Here is a 19,915-nt window from a genome sequence, read left to right as displayed (position 1 = left end):
CCCCCTAATAAAAGGTTCCGATGTGCTGCTCAGAGGCTTGGTTCAATAAAGAATTTTTACTCCTTTTCAGCTAAATGGAGCTCTCTGTGAAAAATTCATTTTATTTACTCTTCTCTTCACTGCATTTGATTTTTTCCATATTATCACAGAAATATTTAACTGTAAATAAAAAATAATCAGATATTTAATAACGTGTTTTTGTTAATTCTTTTATTTATTATTTTTTCTAAAAATTACGGTGCGTGAAATTACTTAAATCTATAAAATAAAGAGCCTATAGTATATAGACCCTACACTTTATCCGAATTAATTTGTATTCGCCTCTACTAACGGTTGTAAAGGTGGTTCTAAGTTTATTTCTAATGCATCGCCTTCTTGTATATTTTGTCCCTTTTCAATGCTTTGACTCGTTACATAGCCCGTACCTGTAGTCTTTAATTCTAATTTTAATAATTTAGAGAAATACATAACATCACGCATGGACCAACCTTGTAAATTAGGCATTTTTGCGTTGACACCTAATAAAAATATACGATCTCCTTCACTCATTATTTCACCAGACTGCGGATATTGTTTTTTTATTTTTCCTTCTCCTAAAATTATCGGTTGGAGTTTCTCTTTTTTTACACTATTCTCTACTATATCCATTGATTGATTTACATAATTTTGTATTTTTAATTGGGATCTTTTCGTTGCATCTGCCATTTGTTTTTCTGTATATGGCTTCACCTTTAAATATTCAAGACTATTTTTCATAACTGGTTTAAATATTTCTGCAAGCGGCTGAGCTCCATACTCATCTCCCTTTAACTTTGGCTGCTTAATAGCTAAGTATACAATTAACTCAGGGTCATCAATTGGAGCCATACCTAAAAATGAAAAAATATAGTTTTCTTTTCCTTCCATATATCGTCCATTTTCAGGATTCGGAATTTGTGCTGTTCCTGTTTTACCTCCTATTGGATAACCATCCACTTTATACATTGTACCAGTACCTTTTGAAGACGTAATAACACGCTCCATTAAGTCTCTTACCTTGTCCGCTGTCTCTTTTTTTATCGGATTCCCAATTTCTTTCGGTTGATTTTCCATAATAACTTGTTTATTTATTGGATTTACAACTTTGTCAACGATATATGGTTGCATCATTTTCCCGTCATTTGCTATAGCGGTAGCAGCTTGGATTAATTGAATAGGCGTTACTGTAGAGCCTTGTCCGAAAGAAGTTGTGACTTGTTGAATTTGTGTATTTAATAATAAAGTATTTTTACTTTCACCAGGTAAATCTATCCCGGTCTTTTGATTGAATCCAAATTTATTCATATATTGCTTAAACTTATTTGGTTTCAATAACTGATCTTCTAAAATAGAAAAAGCAACATTTGATGATCTTTCAAAACCTTCATCAAACGTAATAGATCCCCATCCAAATCCACCGTTATGATCTTTAATATCTGATGAACCAACTGAATATTTTCCGGATTGGAAATATTCTTTCCCGTTATATACACCTTCATTAATTGCGGCAGCTAACGTAAATATTTTCATTGTTGAACCTGGTTCATATGCATTTGCTATTGGATCATTTAAAAAATATTCGATATCACCTTTATTAGGATTAAAACTAGGTTTACTAGACATTGCTAAAACTTTCCCTGTCTTTGGATCCGCTATGATTCCTACTAACATAGAAGGATCATAGTGTTCTTGCGCCTTATTCATCGCTTCTTCTAAAAAACTATTAATTTGTTTATCGAGCGTAAGGTATACGTTATTCCCATTTTTAGCTGGTTCTATTTTTCCTATATCATTTGTAAGCGGGATTCCTCTTGGTGCTCCCACATATTCTATATTCCCGTTTGTCGAGCGCAAATATTTATCCAGGCTCTTTTCAAGTCCAAATTTCCCTTCTGTATTTCCTTTATCGTCTGGTCTCGCAAAACCAAGTATATAGGATGCAAAATCTTCATTTGGATACACTCTTGCTTTTTCTGGCATAAAAGATACACCTGGGATTTTCAATTGCTTTATTTGTTCCTTTACTTCTCTAGATAAATTCCGGCCAACTTTTCCAATTTCAACTTGCGTGCGTCCCTCATGAAAATTTTTTAATACGTCCTCTTTATCAATTTCAAGCGCATCAGCTAATCGCTCTGCGGTTTCCTCTTTATTGTTCACTTTATCTGTACCTTTCAAATTCACAACAACACGATACGTTGTGGAATCTTGGACTAGCACTTTTCCAGCTTGATCATATATTGTGCCGCGATTCGATTCCAAAACACCATTTTTATTATGTTGTTCATTTGCTAGATCCTTTACATCTACATTATGTACAACACCTACTGCCTGAATATAGAAAAATCGCAAAAGCATAATAAGAAACAAAACAATAAAAGCAACCATAAAATACCGCGCACCTTTATTCGTTTCAAGTTTATGCATATTTATCTCCTTTCTTTCACAATTAATTGCTACAATGGTGTGCTATAAATTATGTAATTTTTTGCTTACAATACTATATGTTTCGAACTTTTCTTATTAATTCCTTTAAAACAATGTGAAACTAATTATTGTTATTGCTAGTTTATTTATATACTTTAAATACAGTACGTGAAATTTCAGAATGTTCATACTTTTATTTTTACTCCCTAACATTCAAGTTCTTATTGCAAATAATCCATTCACTTATATACAATAAAAAATCCTCCTCTGGATTTCCAAAGGGGGATTTTTTCACCTAATCTATAAGAGACTAGTTATGAAATTTAAGCTACATGGTTATATTTTTCTAAAAAGGGAATTCGTTTCGCTACGAGGGCATACATTTTGAAAACAAGTTTTGCGATTGGTTCAAATATACGTTTTTTCTGCAACAATAAACTGCTTGTTACAATTGTTATTACAGCCGCACCTATTACATCTAAAGGAAAATGAACACCTACATACAAACGTGATATACAAACTAAACCCGCCCATAAAAGTGCAATATATCTTAACTTTTCTCCTCTAAGAACAAAAATGAATGCAATCGATAATACAAGTACAGAATGATCACTAACAAATGATGAGTTTTCTGCATGAGGTACTAATTGATTCACATTATATGATACAAAAGGACGTGGATGATAATATACTGCATGAATAAAAACATTTACTAGTAATGCAATTATTACTGAAAGTGTCGTATACAACACTGTATATTGTTTCCTTATCGCATTCTCTTTTTTTCCGTTATGAAACCATAAGATAAACATGAATAGAATAGCCACATATGCAGCGCTATTTGTAATAGCAATCATTACCTTATCTAAGAGCGCAGATGTACCCGCTAAATTGTTTATCCACTGAAATACTGTGTAATTCACGTTACTCTCTCCTTATATTACTTGAAATAAAGATACAAGTTTACTTGATTTACACAGTATACAACATTTACACATATTTAGATTTTCACTTTATTCATTTTACTATTTTTCATTTGACAATTATGTAACTATTTACATGAATTAAAGTTGTATAATGTTAAAAAATCTTTTAAATCCAATGATTCACGAACTATAAGTGTATATATTACATAACATATCTATATAAAAAGATAGGTTATTAAATCATATTTTTATTCCATACGTAAAGCGATATTACCGAACTGTTCTCCCTGTTCCATACGTTTTAATGCTTGAATAGCCTCTTCTAACGAATAAACTTTATCCATAATTGGTTTAATCTTATATTTCTCTATAAACTTAATCATTTCATTAAATTCCTCACTGCTACCCATAGATGTCCCCATAATATCGATTTGATTATAAAATAATGCTCGTAAAGGTAATTCAATTTTATCTCCTGAGCTTGCACCAAAATTAACAATTCTACCATTTGGTTTTAATACATCAAAGTATTTTAAGAATGTTGCTGATCCTATACTATCAATTATTAAATCTACTTTCTCTCCGCATAAATTCTCTTCCCAATTTCCAGAACTATTAAAAGAAAAGTCTGCGCCATATGTTTCGGCAAACTTTCTTTTATTCTCAACTCTTGAAGTAACACTGACTTTTGCGCCAATTGCTTTCGCAAATAACATGGCAAATGTCGCTACACCGCCACCTATTCCTGGAATTAAAACATGTTCTCCACATTTCAATCTACCCTTTGTAAAAAGCGCTCTATATGCAGTTAATGCCGATAAAGATAATACGCCAGACTCTTCCCAAGTAAGATATGACGGTTTTACCACTACATTTTCAGCTGGCACAATGACATATTCAGCAAACGTTCCATCTTTCGGTCCACCTAACACCTCTGGTAACTCTGGTACTTCGGCAATATTATCCCATCCAATGCTAGGATTTATAATAACCTCATTATTTAATAAATGATTTGAAACGCCTTCTCCGATTTCTGTAACAATACCTGAACCATCTGAGCCTATTACTAAAGGCAGATCCATTTCTTTTCTATTGTTTATAATAAATAAATCCCTATGATTTAATCCGGCAGCTTTTAACTGAACTTTTACTTCACCAGCATTAGGATTTATTTCAGATGACAATCTATATGATAATCCTTCTACCCCTTTTTTATATTGATGTACAATAGCTTTCATTTCTTCATTCCTCCTTAATATTTTCAATGTACTAGATATATTAAAATAAATAAAAGAATCTGCCTCCAATAATTAGAAATAATGTATATCGTTGTGACAAAAGAAAAAATCCTTCCCTATAAATAACGTAGGAAAGGCAGGGTGTTTTTAAGTTTTAGCCAATTCTAATATTTTTTGAATAAACGGTGCTTTGGCACTTGTATATGAAGCACGATCAAAAGGATATGTAGCTGCAAGTCTCTCTTTTAATTCTCTATATTCTTTCTGTGCCCATTTATGTTTTATAAGAAAATCACGAAACAAAATGTTATTCTTCCACTCCTCACTATTATAAATATAAACATGTAAATGGTGAGTACCAGCTCTCCATTTTCCCTTTCTAAAAAAACGCCAATTAGGGGTTTCTTTCGGAACATACTCATACCCAATTTTTATTAGCGCTTCAATCCACTTTTCTGTAATTTGCAAATCCGTTACACCAACCATCATATCTATTAGCGGTTTCGCGCCTAATCCTTCTACGGATGTACTTCCTATATGTTCAATAGCAACACAGTCTCCACCGAATAAAGAAATAAATTTCTCTTTTTCTATTACATACTCTTCATGCCAGCCTTTTTTATATGGTTTAATGACGATTTGTTGTTCCACTTTATCCACCCTCTTAAAATTATTTATTATTATATTTATAAAATTTCATGTGATTAACATAGGATTTTCACAAAATATGTCGAATACTGAGGTATACAACTTAATTATAATAAATGCGAGGTATACTATGAAAGATATTCCAGTTAAAATTCAGTTAAATCAAGTTACATTCCATTTAAAAGAACATCATAATTTTGATTGGCTATTGAAATTAGGAAACGTATTTGCGGTTTTTGACCAGCAAGATTCAGGTAATCTATCTTTCGGTGTAGAAAAAGATGGGCGTAAGAAATTCATTAAATATGCAGGGGCACAAACAATTGCATATAAAGGGAAAATAAAAGACGCTATTGAAAGATTAAAAAATTCAGCTTCCCTATACGAGGAATTAAAACATGACTCGCTTATAGAACTAATTGAACACTATCCAATTCACTCTGGATATGTACTAATTTTCGATTGGTTTGATGGTGAATGTCTTCATTCACATTGGAGTTTCCCGCCTCCTGAAAAATATACTAACTCAAGCTCTCCATTTTATAAATTTAGGCATTTATCAGTTATGGAACGAATTCAATCATTACATTCCATTTTTTCTTTCCATACATTTGTTGAAAAGAAAAACTATGTAGCATTAGATTTTTATGACGGTAGTATTTTATATAATTTTCATACAAATGAGACGAAGATTTGTGATATTGATTTATATTCTAAAAAACCATATGTGAATAAAATGGGACGATTATGGGGTTCCTCTCGTTTTATGTCTCCTGAAGAATTCGAGCTACATGCAATGATTGATGCAAGAACAAATGTATTTAATATGGGGGCAATGGCTTTTGCTCTCTTGGGCGGTGGAAAAGATCGCTCCTTTACGAAATGGGAAGCAAGTAAAGATTTATATGAAATAGCGTATCGTGCTGTAAATGAAAACCGAATTGAACGATATGTATCGGTTGAAGCATTTTATGAAGAGTGGCTAAACGTGGCTAATGCTGAAAAGATATAAACTTATATTATTAAAAGCAAAAAGTTTCTACTATAATCATGTATAATATATTTGAAATGGAAATTCAAAATAACGAGGCAAATATTATGAACTTTGTTTATATTAATCAAAACGTATTAAATAATCTTCTTTACATTTTAAGTAGTATATTTATTTTTTATTTTATATATGATAGCGGGCGCCATTTAAAAAAATATAAAAAACTACTTATTATACTTTGTACGAGTATCCCTCTTATTTTATGTATGCGCTATCCGATCTATATGGATGAAAATTGTATTCATGATTTAAGACAAATACCGGTTATTATAGGTACGCTTTATGGTGGCTTCCCTGTTGGTATAATATTGCTTGCCATCTTATTAATTACAAGGTTTTCGTTTTATGGATTTAGTATGTTAACAATATTAGTTTATGGCACAATGTTTATCATTACAGCGTTCGCATCCGCAAAATTTAATAAGTATAATAGAAAAGTTAAAGTAGCTTATGGAATGTTTTTAACATTTTTTCTAGCAATATTTACAACTGTAATTGTATTAACCTTGTCAGATTTTGAAGTAAATAATTTATACATTATTTATTTCATAATATTACCAACTACTTTAATGTTATTTGTAATTTATTTTAATGAAGTTTTAAAAGATGCAGTATGTATGCGATCGAAGTTAATCAAAATGGAAAAAATGGAGATTGTTAGCCAACTCGCTGCTAGTATATCGCATGAGGTAAGAAATCCTTTAACTGTCGTAAAAGGATTTACTCAACTTTTAAAAACACCAAATTTAACTCCACAATCAAGAGACGAGTATATTGAACATATTCTTGAAGAGTTACATCGTGCCCAAGGAATTATTGATGATTATTTAACGTTTGCCAAACCTGCTTCAGAAAAGTTAGATCATATTTCAGTAGAACAAGAGTTAAATCGAGTTATTAATATGATCTTACCTTTATGTAACATGAACACAATACATATTACAAAAGATTTCTCAACGGCAACAATTGTTGGTAATAAACAGCACTTTCAACAATGCTTTTTAAACTTAATAAAAAATGGTATTGAAGCAATGCCTAATGGCGGTACTTTAAATATCTCCTCATCTATTAGTAATAATAAAGTTATTATACGAATTGAAGATAGCGGAATTGGTATGTCACAAGAGCAAATAAATCGATTTGGTGAACCGTATTTTAGTACAAAAACAAAAGGTACAGGATTAGGTACAATGGTTGCTGTTAAAATTATTGAAACGATGCAAGGTAATTTAAAAATCCGAAGCGTTATTAATAAAGGTACAACTTTGACAATTACATTACCGAAATGTAATATGAACTCATCTAAGAACAAATAAAAAAGGAGCATAGTTGCTCCTTTTTTATTTGTTTCGATACATAAGTATCTTCTATGTTTTGTAAGTTTACATTTGTGGAGACTAATTAGAAATTAGTACCCTCCGCCCCAACAGCTGCATCCAACAATAATTAATAAAATGAATAACACAACTAATAAAGCGAAACCTCCACCAAAACCACAAGAACCACCGTAACTCATATTTTCTCCTCCTTTTGGTTTGAAAACTAATAGGTAGTTGATCATTTTAACTGGTTCGTATTATACATTATGAGAATATCCCTTTTTTGAGCATGTCTATATAAAAATAAGTAAAAGCACTCATTGAGAGTGCTTTAAAATGGATACCAGAAGTTTTGAAATACATGTAATTTTGCATACACTGCAACTATAAAAATAAAAACACCTACAAATAAAGCAATGAAATCCCCGCTTTTCGCTTTATTTGTATAAAACCACGTACGCGTATCCTTCTTTCCAAATCCTCTTAAATCCATTGCATTTGAAACTGTATCGATTCTATCTAGAGAATGAATAATTAAAGGCCAGAAAATTAAGACACGGTTTTTCATACGAATCCATAAACTTGCTTCTCCTTTTTCAAACGCTACTCCTCTTACCTCTTGCGCATGTTTTATAATTTGATATTCGGACTGAATATCAGGTATGTAACGTAATGCAATATTTATCGCATATATAATCTTATAATGAATTCGAAATTTACTTAAACTACTCACAAATTCGCTTGGTTCAGTCGTATAAATAAAAATAAGTGTAAATGGTAATAACGTAAAATATTTTAATGAAAGTGTAGCTGCGTAAAATAATGTTTCATAAGTTATTGTTGCATATCCAATATGTAAAAATGAAGTATATGATTCGATTAATTCAGATCCATGTGTTGGTGTAATAAATAAGATCATGACAGAATTTAACAAACTAAATGTAAATATAACAGTAAAAACAATAATGATTTTACGAAATGGAATTTTAGCAATTAGAAGTCCGATACATCCAATTATAAATACAAAGAGCAATACGCGAAAATCAAAAAATAAAAAAGTAAGCGTCATGCAAAAAATAAATAACAACAATTTCACTGCTCCATCCATACGATGAAAATATGTATTATACACCTTCCTCCCTCCTCATAACATCAAAATAAAGTTCTATAAATCTTTCAGGTTTTGCAATACCACTTAATTTAACGAGTTTGAATAAAGAACTCTCCCTTAAGTTAGCTCTTTGTAACGTTTTTGTATGTCCTAATACAGTAGACGCGGTATTATTCGCAATAATTTCCCCTTCATGTAGAACTATCACTCTGTCTGCATATTCTAATGCAAGATTCATATCGTGTGTAATAAAAATAAAAGATATTCCCTTTGCAGCTATTTTTCTTATAAACGTCATAAACTGTTTATAATGATAATAATCTTGTCCCGCCGTCGGCTCATCTAATATGATAAGTTTCGGATTTGTCGTTAGTGCAGATGCAATCGTTACTCTCTTCTTTTGTCCGTAACTTAATGCCTGGATTGGCCAATTTCGAAATGGATACAAGCCACAAATTTTTAACGTTTCCTCCGCTCTATGCTTAATTTCTTCCTTCGAAAACTTTTTTAATTTTAATAAAAATGAAACTTCTTCTATAACAGTAGGTTGTGTAATCATATGATTTGGATTTTGCATGACATATGATATAATCTCTCCACGTTTACGAATAGACCAAGTATTAATATTTATTCCATTAAATAAAATCCTATCATTATTTGTTTTGTTAATACCTATAAGACTATGAGCTAATGTTGATTTTCCGGCACCATTATGACCCAAAAGTGCAACAATTTCCCCTTCTTTTATGGAGAAATTTACATTATCTAATACTTTTTGTTTATTAGAATAGGAGAACGACAAATTTTCTACTCTCAATATTTCTTTGTTTTTAGGAGTGTTTTTATAAAAGACTTGCTTCTCCATCCACTCATTTATTGCGCTACGAACACTTTCTCTTTGAAGATTTTCAAGTGGGTATATTACCTCATTATTACTATCAAACTGTAATCTCTTTAATACTTCCATATACATAGGTTCCCTTAAACCAATAGATGGTAATATATTTGAGGCCAAAATCTCTTCTGGTGTTCCTATCTCAACAATTTCCCCTTCATCCATTAAAATAATTTTATCTAAATCTAGATTTAATATTTCTTCTATTCGATGTTCAATAATAACAATTGTTTTGTTATATTGTTTATGTATATCTTTAATAAGATCTATCGTATGTAAGCTACTAGCTGGATCTAAATTTGCTAACGGTTCATCGAATAATAATATATCAGCATTTGTCGTTAACAGACCTGCTAAAGAAACAGTTTGTTTTTGCCCTCCAGATAATTCATGCGGACTTTGTTTATGAAAAGAATGCATCTTTACCTTTTTTAATGATTCCGAAACAATCTGTTTCATATCGTTTTGATTTACACATTCATTTTCTAAAGAAAAAGCTACATCTTCTTCTACTGTAAGACCAATAAATTGAGCGTCTTGATCTTGTAAAATTGTTCCTACCTGTTTACTTTGTTCAAAGATACTCCCTTTCCTCGGATCTTTTCCCGCAATTAATATATTACCAGCACTCATTCCTTCATAAGAAAATGGGATTAGCCCATTGATACAATGAGCTAACGTTGATTTTCCTGAACCACTTCGTCCAGCAATTAATACTTTTTCACCAGGATATATATGAAACGTAATGTCTTTTACAGTAGGCTGCGCCGCATGCTTATATTGAAAACTAAATTGTTCAAAAGAAATAATTGATTGCATGTTAACATCCCTACTTTTCAATTTTTAAATGTGTATGTTTTTTATTAGATTTAGCTAGACCTATCGTAATTGGTAATCCAAGAACTAAAAATACAATGACATCTGCAATTGTTGCTCCTAATACTTGTATTACAATTTTGTCAAACGGTTCTCCCATGACAATGATATCGAATGCCCCAGCAAATATAATAGCAATGACGATACCAAGTAACCCAGTAATAGCTAAATAAGAAATATCGCCTTTATTATACGTCCCGTTTTTCACACTAAAGCCAATTCTTTTTTGAATGAGCCCCATTGCAAAACCGATAATGCCTGAACTAATAACCCATCCCCACCAAATACCCCATCCAGCGATTGTATCTGTTACGGTATGACCGATAAGTCCTATTAACAGTCCTGCCACTGGACCGAATAACGCTCCAAAAACGGTTAAAATAGCTAATGCAGGTTTAATAAATGTATTTGGTGCAATAGAAAAGCCCCAAAGTCCTAATATGCCGTATAATGCTGCTCCAATTCCGATTGCTACTACTAACTTTGTTGATAATTTGTTCATTACAATTCCCCTCTCATATTAGTCAACTTTTATTACTCTATATTTATTTTGAAAATGAATTATGCATCGACACTCCCTTTCTATACAACAAAAAATGACCTCTTACATAAGAGGTCACTTTCTTTCACGTTCAAGAATCCTCTTATCTTCCAAAAAACACATCGTGTCCTCTGCGGAATTAGCACCTTCCTACAAAATTACATAGGGGTTGCTGAGGTTTCATAGGGCCGTTCCCTCCACCTCTCTGGATAAGTATTAATTTGTAATTCGTATTATGGCATTAAGATAAATAAATTTCAATACTTTTCTAATTATTTTAATTTTTTATTTAACAGTGCATTTAAATCATTGTATTCTTATCGGAATTATGAAATAATAAATTCAACATAGTTACGGGAGGAATGTACGATGAAAGTAATTGGTTTAATTGGTGGACTAAGTTGGGAATCTACATCATTATATTATAAACATATCAATACACTTACACTCTCTCAATATGATCAAAATGCAAAGCTTGTTTTATATAGTATGGACTTTGGTGAGGTAACTACTTTATTACAAAATCATCAATATGAAGAAGTGAAAAATGAATTAGTTACAGTTGCAAAAAAGGTTGAAAAATCCGGGGCTGAATGTTTATTAATGTGCTCCAATACAGTCCATTTATTTGCTGAAGAAGTAGAAAATGCAATATCCATTCCACTTCTTCACATTGGTGATGTAAGTGCTAAAGAAATGGTAGAACAAAATATAAAGCGTATCGGACTATTAGGTACTAAGCAAACGATGGAACAAGACTTCTACAAATCACGTCTAGCGAACTATAACATTGAGACAATCATTCCAAATGAAGAGGAAAGAAATTTTATCCATCATGTTATTTTAAATGAATTAAGTAAAGGAATTACTTCAGAATCATCAAAAGAAAAGCTATTACAAATTACAAAATCTTTAATTCAAAATGGCGCAGAAGGTATACTGCTAGGCTGCACTGAAATACCATTGCTCATTTCCCAAAACGATCTTACTGTACCTGTTTTTGATACCGCTTTTTTACATGCGAATACTGCTGTGCAGTTTGCAGGATAATATTATAAAAGCATAAAGGTAGAACCTCTATGCTTTTATATGGTCTACACTATTTATTTAAAAGAGATTTTATCACTGCAATTGCTTCTTTTGAACCACCACATTCTAAAAAACTATCATTCAGTTTTCGTATTCCATGCTTATACTTTTCATTTGAAAGAACATCGGATACTGCTTCTTTTAACGTTCGCACATTTACATTCTCTTTCAATAACCGATGGGCTGCTTCCAGCTCAGTTAATCGTTGTGCTATCATAGGCTGATCTTTATCATGAGGTATTATGACAAATGGGACATTATAATGAATTGCATCGTGTACACTATTCATGCCACCATGTGTAATAAAAACATCTGTTTCACTTAATATTTCTGATTGGGGTACGTATGAAGCGATTATAAAATTGTCTGGCGCTTTCTGAATTTTAGAACGATCATTTCTATCACCAATTGCCATTACAACTATTCCATCAAAACCTGAGAAAGCATCAATGCACGTATTAAAGAATGGTTCAAGTCCTTCAAGCAGTGTCCCCATTGAAATATATATAACCTTCTTACCTTTAAGCAATTCAAGTGGAAACTCTACATTTGTTTTACGCTTTGAAATACTCGGCCCAATAAAAATGTTATTTCTTCCAAACAAATCGCTATTAGGTTGAAAATAACGACTTGTGTACACAAGAGTAATATCTCCCTTGTTATGCATAAATTGAAGATTATTTTTAGGCTTTACTCCAAATTCATGTTCCATTTGATATAGTAACTGTTCGGAAATTTCATCGGGTTGGAATGGTATTTCTGCATTTGGATGAAAAGGTAATGTCTCCAAAAATTTTGGAGGAATTAAAAATATAGGAGAAGAAACTATGCCTGGAATTTGTAAATATTCCTTTACTAACTCTCCAGCGCCAAATATATCATAAATTACGAAATCAAAATGTATGTTTTCACATAATTGTTTCGTAATTTCTAATATATATAAAGAAGTTTGAACATGTACACGAAAGAAAGAATTCAGCCCATCTGGAGTTTCAGAATCAATAGAAATCTTCTTTAATAAATCTGGATGTGTATATACAGTAGCTCCCAAATCTTCAATTCTGCCTTTAAATTGTTCTGTCGTAATATAATGTACGTGATCACCCCGTTCAGTATAAGCTTTGACTAAACTTAATGTAGGATTTACATGTCCCTCTGCTGGAAAATTAACCACTAAAATATTTAGCACTTATTTCTCACTCCTTACATTTCAATTCACTTATTAAGCATACTGTAATTATTACCGTCAATCTTCACCTAATAGTCCTAATATGTTTGCTACTTTAGGTTGATAAATAATGCTTAGTGATTAAATTAAAAAAGGCATCTACATAAGTAGATGCCTAACCGTGATAAGGAGTGTTCTGTGAGGTTAGAATAAGCTTTTCAGCTTGTCCTATGCTATCAATATATGATTTATTTTATAAAACGTGAATAATTGATAGAATGATTTTACCTTTCTATCACCCATTTTGAATCTATTCCTAAATTAAACGAATCTAGTTTCTATACTATTTCATATGTTTTAACCTTCTTGAGAGCTATCTACTTTTATAGTTTCTCCAGTCAATCTCTTATTTTTCAAATCAAAATAAGCATCTAAAACTTCTTTTCCAATATCAGAGTTAATACCGGATTTATCATTAATAACCCACGGCACAACTACAGAGAATGCTACTTCAGGATTATCATATGGCGCATATCCTGCTAAAGTTAAATTATAACATTCTCTTCTCTCACCCTTTTCATTTCTTCCAATATCACTTTCTCCACCGTAAACTGTCTGTGCTGTCCCTGTTTTACCTGCTGGTTTATAAGATGCTTTTTGGAACGCCCTTACTCCTGTTCCATCCCCTTCCTGGAATACCCTTCTAAATCCTTCTTTTACTTGATTTATATATTCCTCTTTCATATCTATTTTATTTAAAACGATTGGTTCTACTGCATGCACCACTTTACCAATCTCATCTTTTTGCGACGTTTGCTCTCTTACCTCTTGAACGATTTGTGGCTTCATTCGATATCCACCGTTTGCAATTGTTGAAATATATTGTACAAGCTGAAGTGGTGTATACGTATCATACTGGCCAATTGAGTAGTCTAATAAGAAACCAGGTTGATTATCTTTTTTACCAATTTGTCCAGCTGTTTCATTCGGTAAATCGATACCCGTTGGAACACCTAATCCAAATTGTCTGAAATAATACCTCATTTTATCAAAGTACTCCTGTTTAATGTTTAATGAACTATTTTTCACATAATCCACACCTGCAATTTTTAATGCTGTATGAAACATATAAACGTTTGAAGAGACTTGTAACGCTCTTAAATCATCAATATTTCCAAACTCTTTCCAAGACTTTTTTTCCTTAGTTCCTTTAAATTTCATTGGTGCATCATAAAAATAAGTACCTGGTGTTATAGCTTTCGTTTCAAATCCGGTTAAAACTGTCGCACCTTTCACTGTTGATCCAAGCTCATAAGAACTAGTCATTGTGCCTAATGCATAGTCTTCAACTTCTGTTTTTCCGTCTTTTTCTACAAGTCTTTTCCCAGCCATGGATAATACTTGTCCGTTTTTCGGATTCATCATCACAACAAAAGCACGGTCCAACATGGATTCTGACCCTTTATATGCCTTTAATATTTTTTCAATACTTTCTTCTACTTTCTTCTGTAATTCCATATCTATTGTTAAAGTCAAATTCTTACCGCTTTTCCCCTCGGAAACAGTTTCCGTTCTAATTGTATTACCTTGTTTATCTGCAACGCTTCTTACTTCTTTTTTTGTACCATGAAGTACATCTTCATATTGCTGCTCGATATAACTTTTTCCAACCCTATCATTTCGGCTATAATCACGTACCAAGTAGTAATCTAATCGTTCACTCGGTAATCCTTCATCGGAATTAGAAACATTTCCAAGAACAGATCGGAATAATCCATCATTGACATATACTCTCTCCCAATCAACCGATACGTCTACACCTGGGAGATTCGCTAAACCTTCACTAATTATAGTAAATTCCTTTTCACTAACATCTTTTTTAATAATTTGAGGAGCCATTTGATAACCAGAAGTCATCTTACTTTTAATAGCTAACACTTTTATATCTTTATCTGTTAATTCCTGAAGATTTTTATCTGTTACACGCTTCCTTTTTAACTCTTCTATTTTTTTATCTAAATTTTTTCCGGTAATATCTTTATCTCTGAACTGATTTATTTCTTTTTTAGATACTAACTTTTCGGTAAGTTTCGGATTTAATTGCATCCAAAAATCTTTTTTATCCGTCTCAGTTAGCTTATCTATATCTTCTTGCGGCATTTCAATTATGTCTGCAAGTTGTCTTGCAGTTTTTAATATTTCTTCAGATTTTACACCTTTCATCTTTGTATATGTAATTGTACGTAAAGATTTATTATCAACTACTGGATTGCCTTCTCTATCAAATATTTTTCCGCGTGGGACAGAAAGACTTACGGTCGCATTTTCTTTCTTCTCTACTTCATTTTTATACGTTTCTCCATCGATAATTTGTACTTTACCTAATTGTATGATCATGGCAGAAAATAATAAAAATACACAAAAGAATAAAATATTTAACCGCGTCGGTATTGCTCTACCTGTTGTTTTCTCTAGTTTTTTCACTTCGTCTAAATCTCCTCCTTACAAAATTTCAAATAATATTTGTTTTCTATATTAAAAGTAACGTACAACTTCCATACATTACCTTGCACAAATATTAATATAATATTTAAAACTTAATAGAAATTAAAACAAATCTAAAGAAAAGGTAAAGTTTACTAAATTAAATGTAAAAATACCCAATAACCAAAAACTAAGCTTTTGGTTATTGGGTATTTAGGAATTAATAATGGGCCGCATTGATTCAAATCTATCATCATAATTTGATAGAGATTTTTCACTCTGAGCTTTCGGCAAGTAAATCGTTACTGTTGTCCCGACTCCAACTTCACTCATAATACTTATATTCCCTTGATGACTTTCAATGATTTTATAACTTAACATTAATCCGATACCAGTACCTTTTTCTTTCGTACTATAAAAAGGCTCACCTAATCTCTTAATTCTTTCTTCAGGTATCCCTATTCCTTCATCAATTATATGAATAATGACACCTTCATCGTTTATCTCTTTAATATGAATTGTAATTTTCCCGCCATCCGGCATAGCCTCGATTGAATTTTGCAAAATATTAATAAACACTTGTTTCAATTGATTTTCTGAGCACTCAATACTTATATCTTTTGTGTCTGCATATAATTCCACTTGAATATTCGTCATAATTGCTTTTGTATTCATTAACGAAACGACATTTTTATAAATTTGATAAATATTTTTTTGTTCTGTATTTATTTCATCTGTTTTAGCAATTGATAAAAACTCTTGAAGAATCGCTTCTATTCTTTCAATTTCAGAAAGCATTAAATCAAAATATTTTTCTTGATCTTCTTTATTAATTTGGAATAACTGTATAAATCCTTTAATAACTGTTAATGGGTTCCTCACTTCATGAGCAACACCAGCTGCTAATTGACCGATTGCTGCAAGTGTATCTGATTTATTTAGCAATTCTTCTGTTTTTTTTCGCTCTGTAATATCACGTACAATGATCATAATTTTATCATGTAATAAAGGTAAACACCTAGCTTCAAAGAAACCAATACTACCATTAATTATAAGTGGATATTCAACAATTACATTCGTTGCTTTTTCCTTCACTTGATGAATTGCTTCATGAAACTGCTGCGCCACTGGCGATGGTAATACTTCGAAAAACTTTTTTCCCATAAAAGCTTCTGCCGGTACGTAAAATTTTGTAGGGGAGCCTGCTTTATAGTCTATAATTGTGCCATCATCTTCTGTTAAGAAACATAAATCCGGTAAAGCCTTAAAAATTAATTCCAATTCAGACGTTTGTTGTTTTAACTGCTCTTCTATCGCTTTTAAATGTGTAATATCTACACCAACAGCCCAGTAGCTATATCCTGTTACAGGAAACTGTTCTGAAATATTAGACCACATGATTGTTTTGGTTTCACCGTTTTTACATGTTAAGTGCATTTCCCAATCTCTGAAATTTTTTCCGCAAGTTAAAAATTTCGTTTGTATTTGGTGACGATAATTATGATCTGGGTACAATAATTGAAGTGCATGTGGATTCCCTATTATTTCTTCAGCGGTATAACCCGTTACAATTTCACACTCACGATTCCACAGAACAAAATCTCCATTATAATCAAGCGCATCAACCATAACGGGCATATTTTGTAAAATTGTATGTAATTCCTCTTCTTTTCGAGAGAGCAATGTTGTATTTTTACTTTGAAATACTTTTGTTGCCCCATCTATAATTAGATTTGAAAGCATTTCGAAATATTTTTGACAATTGAAAATTTCACTTTTGTTTGACCATACTACAAATGATCCTAAATGTTGATTGTATAAAAAAATGGGGATTTCAATTTTGGGAAGTTTACATATTTTCGTCTCATTTATTCCGAAAGAAAATATACATTCTTTTTCAGCATCAAGAAGTTGATGTGATATGTTGGTTAATTGATAAAATTGTTCTGCCATGGTTTCTATTGTACTCACATCAATAAGTTCCATTAGCCGCGCATTCATTCTTTTTTCACCTCAATATGTAAAATTAATACAAATTCAAATTTTATACTTCTCCATTATACGAAGAATGTGCCTTTAGGTATATAGCTGCAGAATAATTATTCGAACAAATTTTATTTTTCAATTAAAAAAGAAAAATATATACGTATAAAACGAATCTTTAATCAGTATGTGTTTTGTTCATCATCTAATTTGATAAGCAACCTAACACGTGCCCTCATGTATACATTTCATTATTAAAGTACCGTTATACACATCATTTGGAGAAGTGTAAAAATACACAAAATATAAAGTTCATAAAATATTCACAATTATTATGAAAAATATAAACATTTATTCCAATATATTCTATATAATAAAAAGTAATAAGGCTTCTATGAAGCTCATAGAATACCTTACCCCTAATAAAAAGAAAAAAAGAATCTATTTAGATTCTTTTTTTCTTTTTATATTACATTACATATTTATATAAAGCATGTGCAACGCCGTGTTCTTCATTTGATAAAGTTTCATATTTACACATTGCTTTTATTTCCTCGACTGCGTTCCCCATTGCAATTGATATGTTTGCTTTTTCCATCATAGATACATCGTTTAGCCCATCACCTATCGCTACAGTATTTTCAACTGGAATATTTAGATGTTCTGCTAAAGTATATAATCCATTTCCTTTTTGAGCATCTCGGTGATTAATCTCTAAATTATGCCAATATGAAGATGTAATTGCTAAATCCGTATTATGCAGAAACGTTTCTTTTAACTTTTTTAGTTTTTCTATGTCATAAGAAAATGGCAAAAGCTTATGCACATGTATATCTGTTTCTACAATTGGTTTACAACTTTCTGCACTAAGAAATGCTGTATGTTCAAGATATAATGCAGCAATCGTTTCTAATTCTTTCAAGTCGATATTTTCATTTGAATTTTTCACGTACTCGATTTCATTACGTACACTCTCCACTCCATAATCCGGTACGTACACACCTTTATCAGTATAAAGCTGATAATATAAACCATTCTCTTCAAGATAGTTCACAATCTCAAGTGCTTGCATATTTTGAATTGGATATCGTTTCATCATTTTTTTATCTTTATATATAAGCGCACCGTTTTCTGCAATAATTGGACACTCTAAATTAACTTCTAACAATAATCGTTCAATGTCGACGATAGAACGTCCTGTACAAATTGCTACAACGTGGCCTGCTTCCTGACATTTTCGAATCGCTTCTGCATTCTCTTTACTAATCATTTTATTTCCCGAAAGAAGAGTTCCATCTAAATCAATTGCAATTAATTTCATTATTTCTTCACCACTTTCTATATATACACGAATTTATATTAAACGAAAGGTATCGTTTTCATACTGATTTCGTGAAGTACTCCTTATTTATAATTTATGAAAAGCGTTTCAGGTCAAGAAATAATTAAAAATAAAATCAAAAGCTTTTCTTTTTAAAGAAAAGCTTTTGATTTTAATCTATGAACTATAACTAATATATTTCGTCTCACACATGTACACATTCTTTTCTTCAGTTGGGACATATATTTTAAACTTTTCTAAACGTTTTCCGTAAACATGAATAGTGACAACGCTTTCATTTTCGGCTATTTCAAGAATATGACAATCAGCTGGTGGAATGACTTTATCTGTTTCTCCTTCTCCCAAATAAAGATTTCCTGTATGTGTTAAATAAACAAGTGCATTTTCAAGCTGTTTAGTTTGTATAAAGTTTTGCACCATTATCCTTCCTCTAAAAACACCTTCTACTCCCCATGTACCATCATGATCATGTAAAGGTGTAGATTGTCCATCTTTCCATACAAGAGCTAATACTTCAAAACGATTAAAGGGATCTTCATATAACAAGTGTCGTGCGTATTGAGCCGAATTCGCCTTCTGTTTTTCTAACGGAAGCCATGTTTTCTTTTCTAAAAGTTCTTCTAGTAATTTTTCAATCGCACAAACAATTTGATTTTCTAATAAATTACTATCCATTAAATCCGTTACACCTTTAATGAACGTTTGAAACGTTTTACTTCCATTACACGTTAACATAAGCGTCCTCCTCCATTCTTTTTCACACACCTCCATACTAAATAACCAACCAAAAATTTACAAT

The 19,915-nt window shown here is 31.5% G+C and carries 16 protein-coding genes, 1 riboswitch and 1 other annotated feature (1 of these 18 running past the window's edge); of the genes, 3 read left to right on the top strand and 13 right to left on the bottom strand.

The genetic code is table 11. The features are described 5' to 3' along the window. Positions 1–129: a binding site (T-box leader), on the bottom strand (it extends 130 nt beyond the left edge of the window). 177 nt (positions 130–306) lie between these two features. The 4 genes from AC3WVA_RS13145 to AC3WVA_RS13130 all read right to left on the bottom strand — a co-directional run bounded on the left by AC3WVA_RS13145 (position 307) and on the right by AC3WVA_RS13130 (position 5,260). Next, positions 307–2,445, bottom strand: a complete 2,139-nt coding sequence (locus AC3WVA_RS13145; RefSeq protein WP_492321987.1) for a penicillin-binding protein — start codon at positions 2,443–2,445, stop codon at positions 307–309. Positions 2,446–2,768: 323 nt separating this feature from the next. Further along, positions 2,769–3,368: an undecaprenyl-diphosphatase gene (locus tag AC3WVA_RS13140; RefSeq protein WP_048529761.1), complete on the bottom strand. Its 600-nt coding sequence runs from the start codon at positions 3,366–3,368 to the stop codon at positions 2,769–2,771. 251 nt (positions 3,369–3,619) lie between these two features. Further along, positions 3,620–4,609: a zinc-binding dehydrogenase gene (locus tag AC3WVA_RS13135; RefSeq protein WP_098880900.1), complete on the bottom strand. Its 990-nt coding sequence runs from the start codon at positions 4,607–4,609 to the stop codon at positions 3,620–3,622. A 147-nt stretch (positions 4,610–4,756) separates the two neighbouring features. Then, complete coding sequence (locus tag AC3WVA_RS13130; protein ID WP_098520651.1) at positions 4,757–5,260, bottom strand: GrpB family protein; 504 nt, start codon at positions 5,258–5,260, stop codon at positions 4,757–4,759. 127 nt (positions 5,261–5,387) lie between these two features. Between AC3WVA_RS13130 and AC3WVA_RS13125 the strand changes: the two genes are divergently transcribed. Beyond that, positions 5,388–6,269: a protein kinase family protein gene (locus AC3WVA_RS13125; protein WP_098520650.1), complete on the top strand. Its 882-nt coding sequence runs from the start codon at positions 5,388–5,390 to the stop codon at positions 6,267–6,269. 86 nt (positions 6,270–6,355) lie between these two features. Then, entirely contained in the window at positions 6,356–7,624 is a 1,269-nt protein-coding gene (locus AC3WVA_RS13120; RefSeq protein ID WP_098520649.1) for a LytS/YhcK type 5TM receptor domain-containing protein, read from the top strand. A gap of 92 nt (positions 7,625–7,716) precedes the next feature. Here AC3WVA_RS13120 and AC3WVA_RS13115 read toward each other — a convergent pair whose 3' ends face one another. From AC3WVA_RS13115 to AC3WVA_RS13100, 4 genes are all read right to left on the bottom strand, one after another. Next, entirely contained in the window at positions 7,717–7,824 is a 108-nt protein-coding gene (locus AC3WVA_RS13115) for a YjcZ family sporulation protein (RefSeq protein WP_000120182.1), read from the bottom strand. Positions 7,825–7,958: 134 nt separating this feature from the next. After that, the gene (locus AC3WVA_RS13110) at positions 7,959–8,759 is read right to left on the bottom strand and encodes an energy-coupling factor transporter transmembrane component T family protein (RefSeq protein ID WP_492321986.1); all 801 of its coding nucleotides are present in this window, start codon (positions 8,757–8,759) and stop codon (positions 7,959–7,961) included. Next, positions 8,752–10,452 (bottom strand): ABC transporter ATP-binding protein, encoded by a 1,701-nt coding sequence (locus AC3WVA_RS13105; protein ID WP_098880902.1) that lies wholly within the window; start codon positions 10,450–10,452, stop codon positions 8,752–8,754. Before AC3WVA_RS13105 ends, AC3WVA_RS13110 begins: the two co-directional genes overlap by 8 nt. A gap of 10 nt (positions 10,453–10,462) precedes the next feature. Beyond that, positions 10,463–11,011, bottom strand: a complete 549-nt coding sequence (locus AC3WVA_RS13100) for an ECF-type riboflavin transporter substrate-binding protein (RefSeq protein ID WP_048529774.1) — start codon at positions 11,009–11,011, stop codon at positions 10,463–10,465. Positions 11,012–11,150: 139 nt separating this feature from the next. Continuing rightward, a riboswitch (SAM riboswitch) is annotated at positions 11,151–11,266 on the bottom strand. A 153-nt stretch (positions 11,267–11,419) separates the two neighbouring features. Between AC3WVA_RS13100 and AC3WVA_RS13095 the strand changes: the two genes are divergently transcribed. Next, positions 11,420–12,100 (top strand): aspartate/glutamate racemase family protein, encoded by a 681-nt coding sequence (locus tag AC3WVA_RS13095; RefSeq protein ID WP_098344448.1) that lies wholly within the window; start codon positions 11,420–11,422, stop codon positions 12,098–12,100. Between the two features lie 49 nt (positions 12,101–12,149). Here the strand turns inward: AC3WVA_RS13095 and AC3WVA_RS13090 are convergent, their stop codons facing one another. The 5 genes from AC3WVA_RS13090 to AC3WVA_RS13070 all read right to left on the bottom strand — a co-directional run bounded on the left by AC3WVA_RS13090 (position 12,150) and on the right by AC3WVA_RS13070 (position 19,851). After that, positions 12,150–13,328 (bottom strand): macrolide family glycosyltransferase, encoded by a 1,179-nt coding sequence (locus AC3WVA_RS13090; protein WP_098880903.1) that lies wholly within the window; start codon positions 13,326–13,328, stop codon positions 12,150–12,152. Between the two features lie 336 nt (positions 13,329–13,664). Next, entirely contained in the window at positions 13,665–15,791 is a 2,127-nt protein-coding gene (locus AC3WVA_RS13085; RefSeq protein WP_098880904.1) for a peptidoglycan D,D-transpeptidase FtsI family protein, read from the bottom strand. Between the two features lie 213 nt (positions 15,792–16,004). After that, complete coding sequence (locus AC3WVA_RS13080) at positions 16,005–17,792, bottom strand: ATP-binding protein (RefSeq protein WP_429604027.1); 1,788 nt, start codon at positions 17,790–17,792, stop codon at positions 16,005–16,007. 451 nt (positions 17,793–18,243) lie between these two features. After that, positions 18,244–19,095 (bottom strand): Cof-type HAD-IIB family hydrolase, encoded by an 852-nt coding sequence (locus AC3WVA_RS13075; RefSeq protein WP_048529785.1) that lies wholly within the window; start codon positions 19,093–19,095, stop codon positions 18,244–18,246. A 177-nt stretch (positions 19,096–19,272) separates the two neighbouring features. Beyond that, positions 19,273–19,851 carry a cysteine dioxygenase family protein gene (locus tag AC3WVA_RS13070; protein WP_098880905.1) on the bottom strand — a complete coding sequence of 193 codons (579 nt, stop codon included), beginning with the start codon at positions 19,849–19,851 and terminating at the stop codon, positions 19,273–19,275. Positions 19,852–19,915: the final 64 nt, after the last annotated feature.

It is taken from the genome of Bacillus sp. EB106-04-02-XG92, assembly GCF_058791995.1.
Note: the sequence above shows the minus strand (reverse complement) of the source record. Positions and strands in the feature narration are given on the sequence as shown.

Bases quoted from the DNA above. Each gene is read 5' to 3' on its own strand.
- AC3WVA_RS13145 (WP_492321987.1), bottom strand. From the start codon at position 2,445: ATGCATAAACTTGAAACGAATAAAGGTGCGCGGTATTTTATGGTTGCT.
- AC3WVA_RS13135 (WP_098880900.1), bottom strand. From the start codon at position 4,609: ATGAAAGCTATTGTACATCAATATAAAAAAGGGGTAGAAGGATTATCA.
- AC3WVA_RS13125 (WP_098520650.1), top strand. From the start codon at position 5,388: ATGAAAGATATTCCAGTTAAAATTCAGTTAAATCAAGTTACATTCCAT.
- AC3WVA_RS13120 (WP_098520649.1), top strand. From the start codon at position 6,356: ATGAACTTTGTTTATATTAATCAAAACGTATTAAATAATCTTCTTTAC.
- AC3WVA_RS13115 (WP_000120182.1), bottom strand. From the start codon at position 7,824: ATGAGTTACGGTGGTTCTTGTGGTTTTGGTGGAGGTTTCGCTTTATTA.
- AC3WVA_RS13105 (WP_098880902.1), bottom strand. From the start codon at position 10,452: ATGCAATCAATTATTTCTTTTGAACAATTTAGTTTTCAATATAAGCAT.
- AC3WVA_RS13100 (WP_048529774.1), bottom strand. From the start codon at position 11,011: ATGAACAAATTATCAACAAAGTTAGTAGTAGCAATCGGAATTGGAGCA.
- AC3WVA_RS13095 (WP_098344448.1), top strand. From the start codon at position 11,420: ATGAAAGTAATTGGTTTAATTGGTGGACTAAGTTGGGAATCTACATCA.
- AC3WVA_RS13080 (WP_429604027.1), bottom strand. From the start codon at position 17,792: ATGAATGCGCGGCTAATGGAACTTATTGATGTGAGTACAATAGAAACC.
- AC3WVA_RS13075 (WP_048529785.1), bottom strand. From the start codon at position 19,095: ATGAAATTAATTGCAATTGATTTAGATGGAACTCTTCTTTCGGGAAAT.
- AC3WVA_RS13070 (WP_098880905.1), bottom strand. From the start codon at position 19,851: ATGTTAACGTGTAATGGAAGTAAAACGTTTCAAACGTTCATTAAAGGT.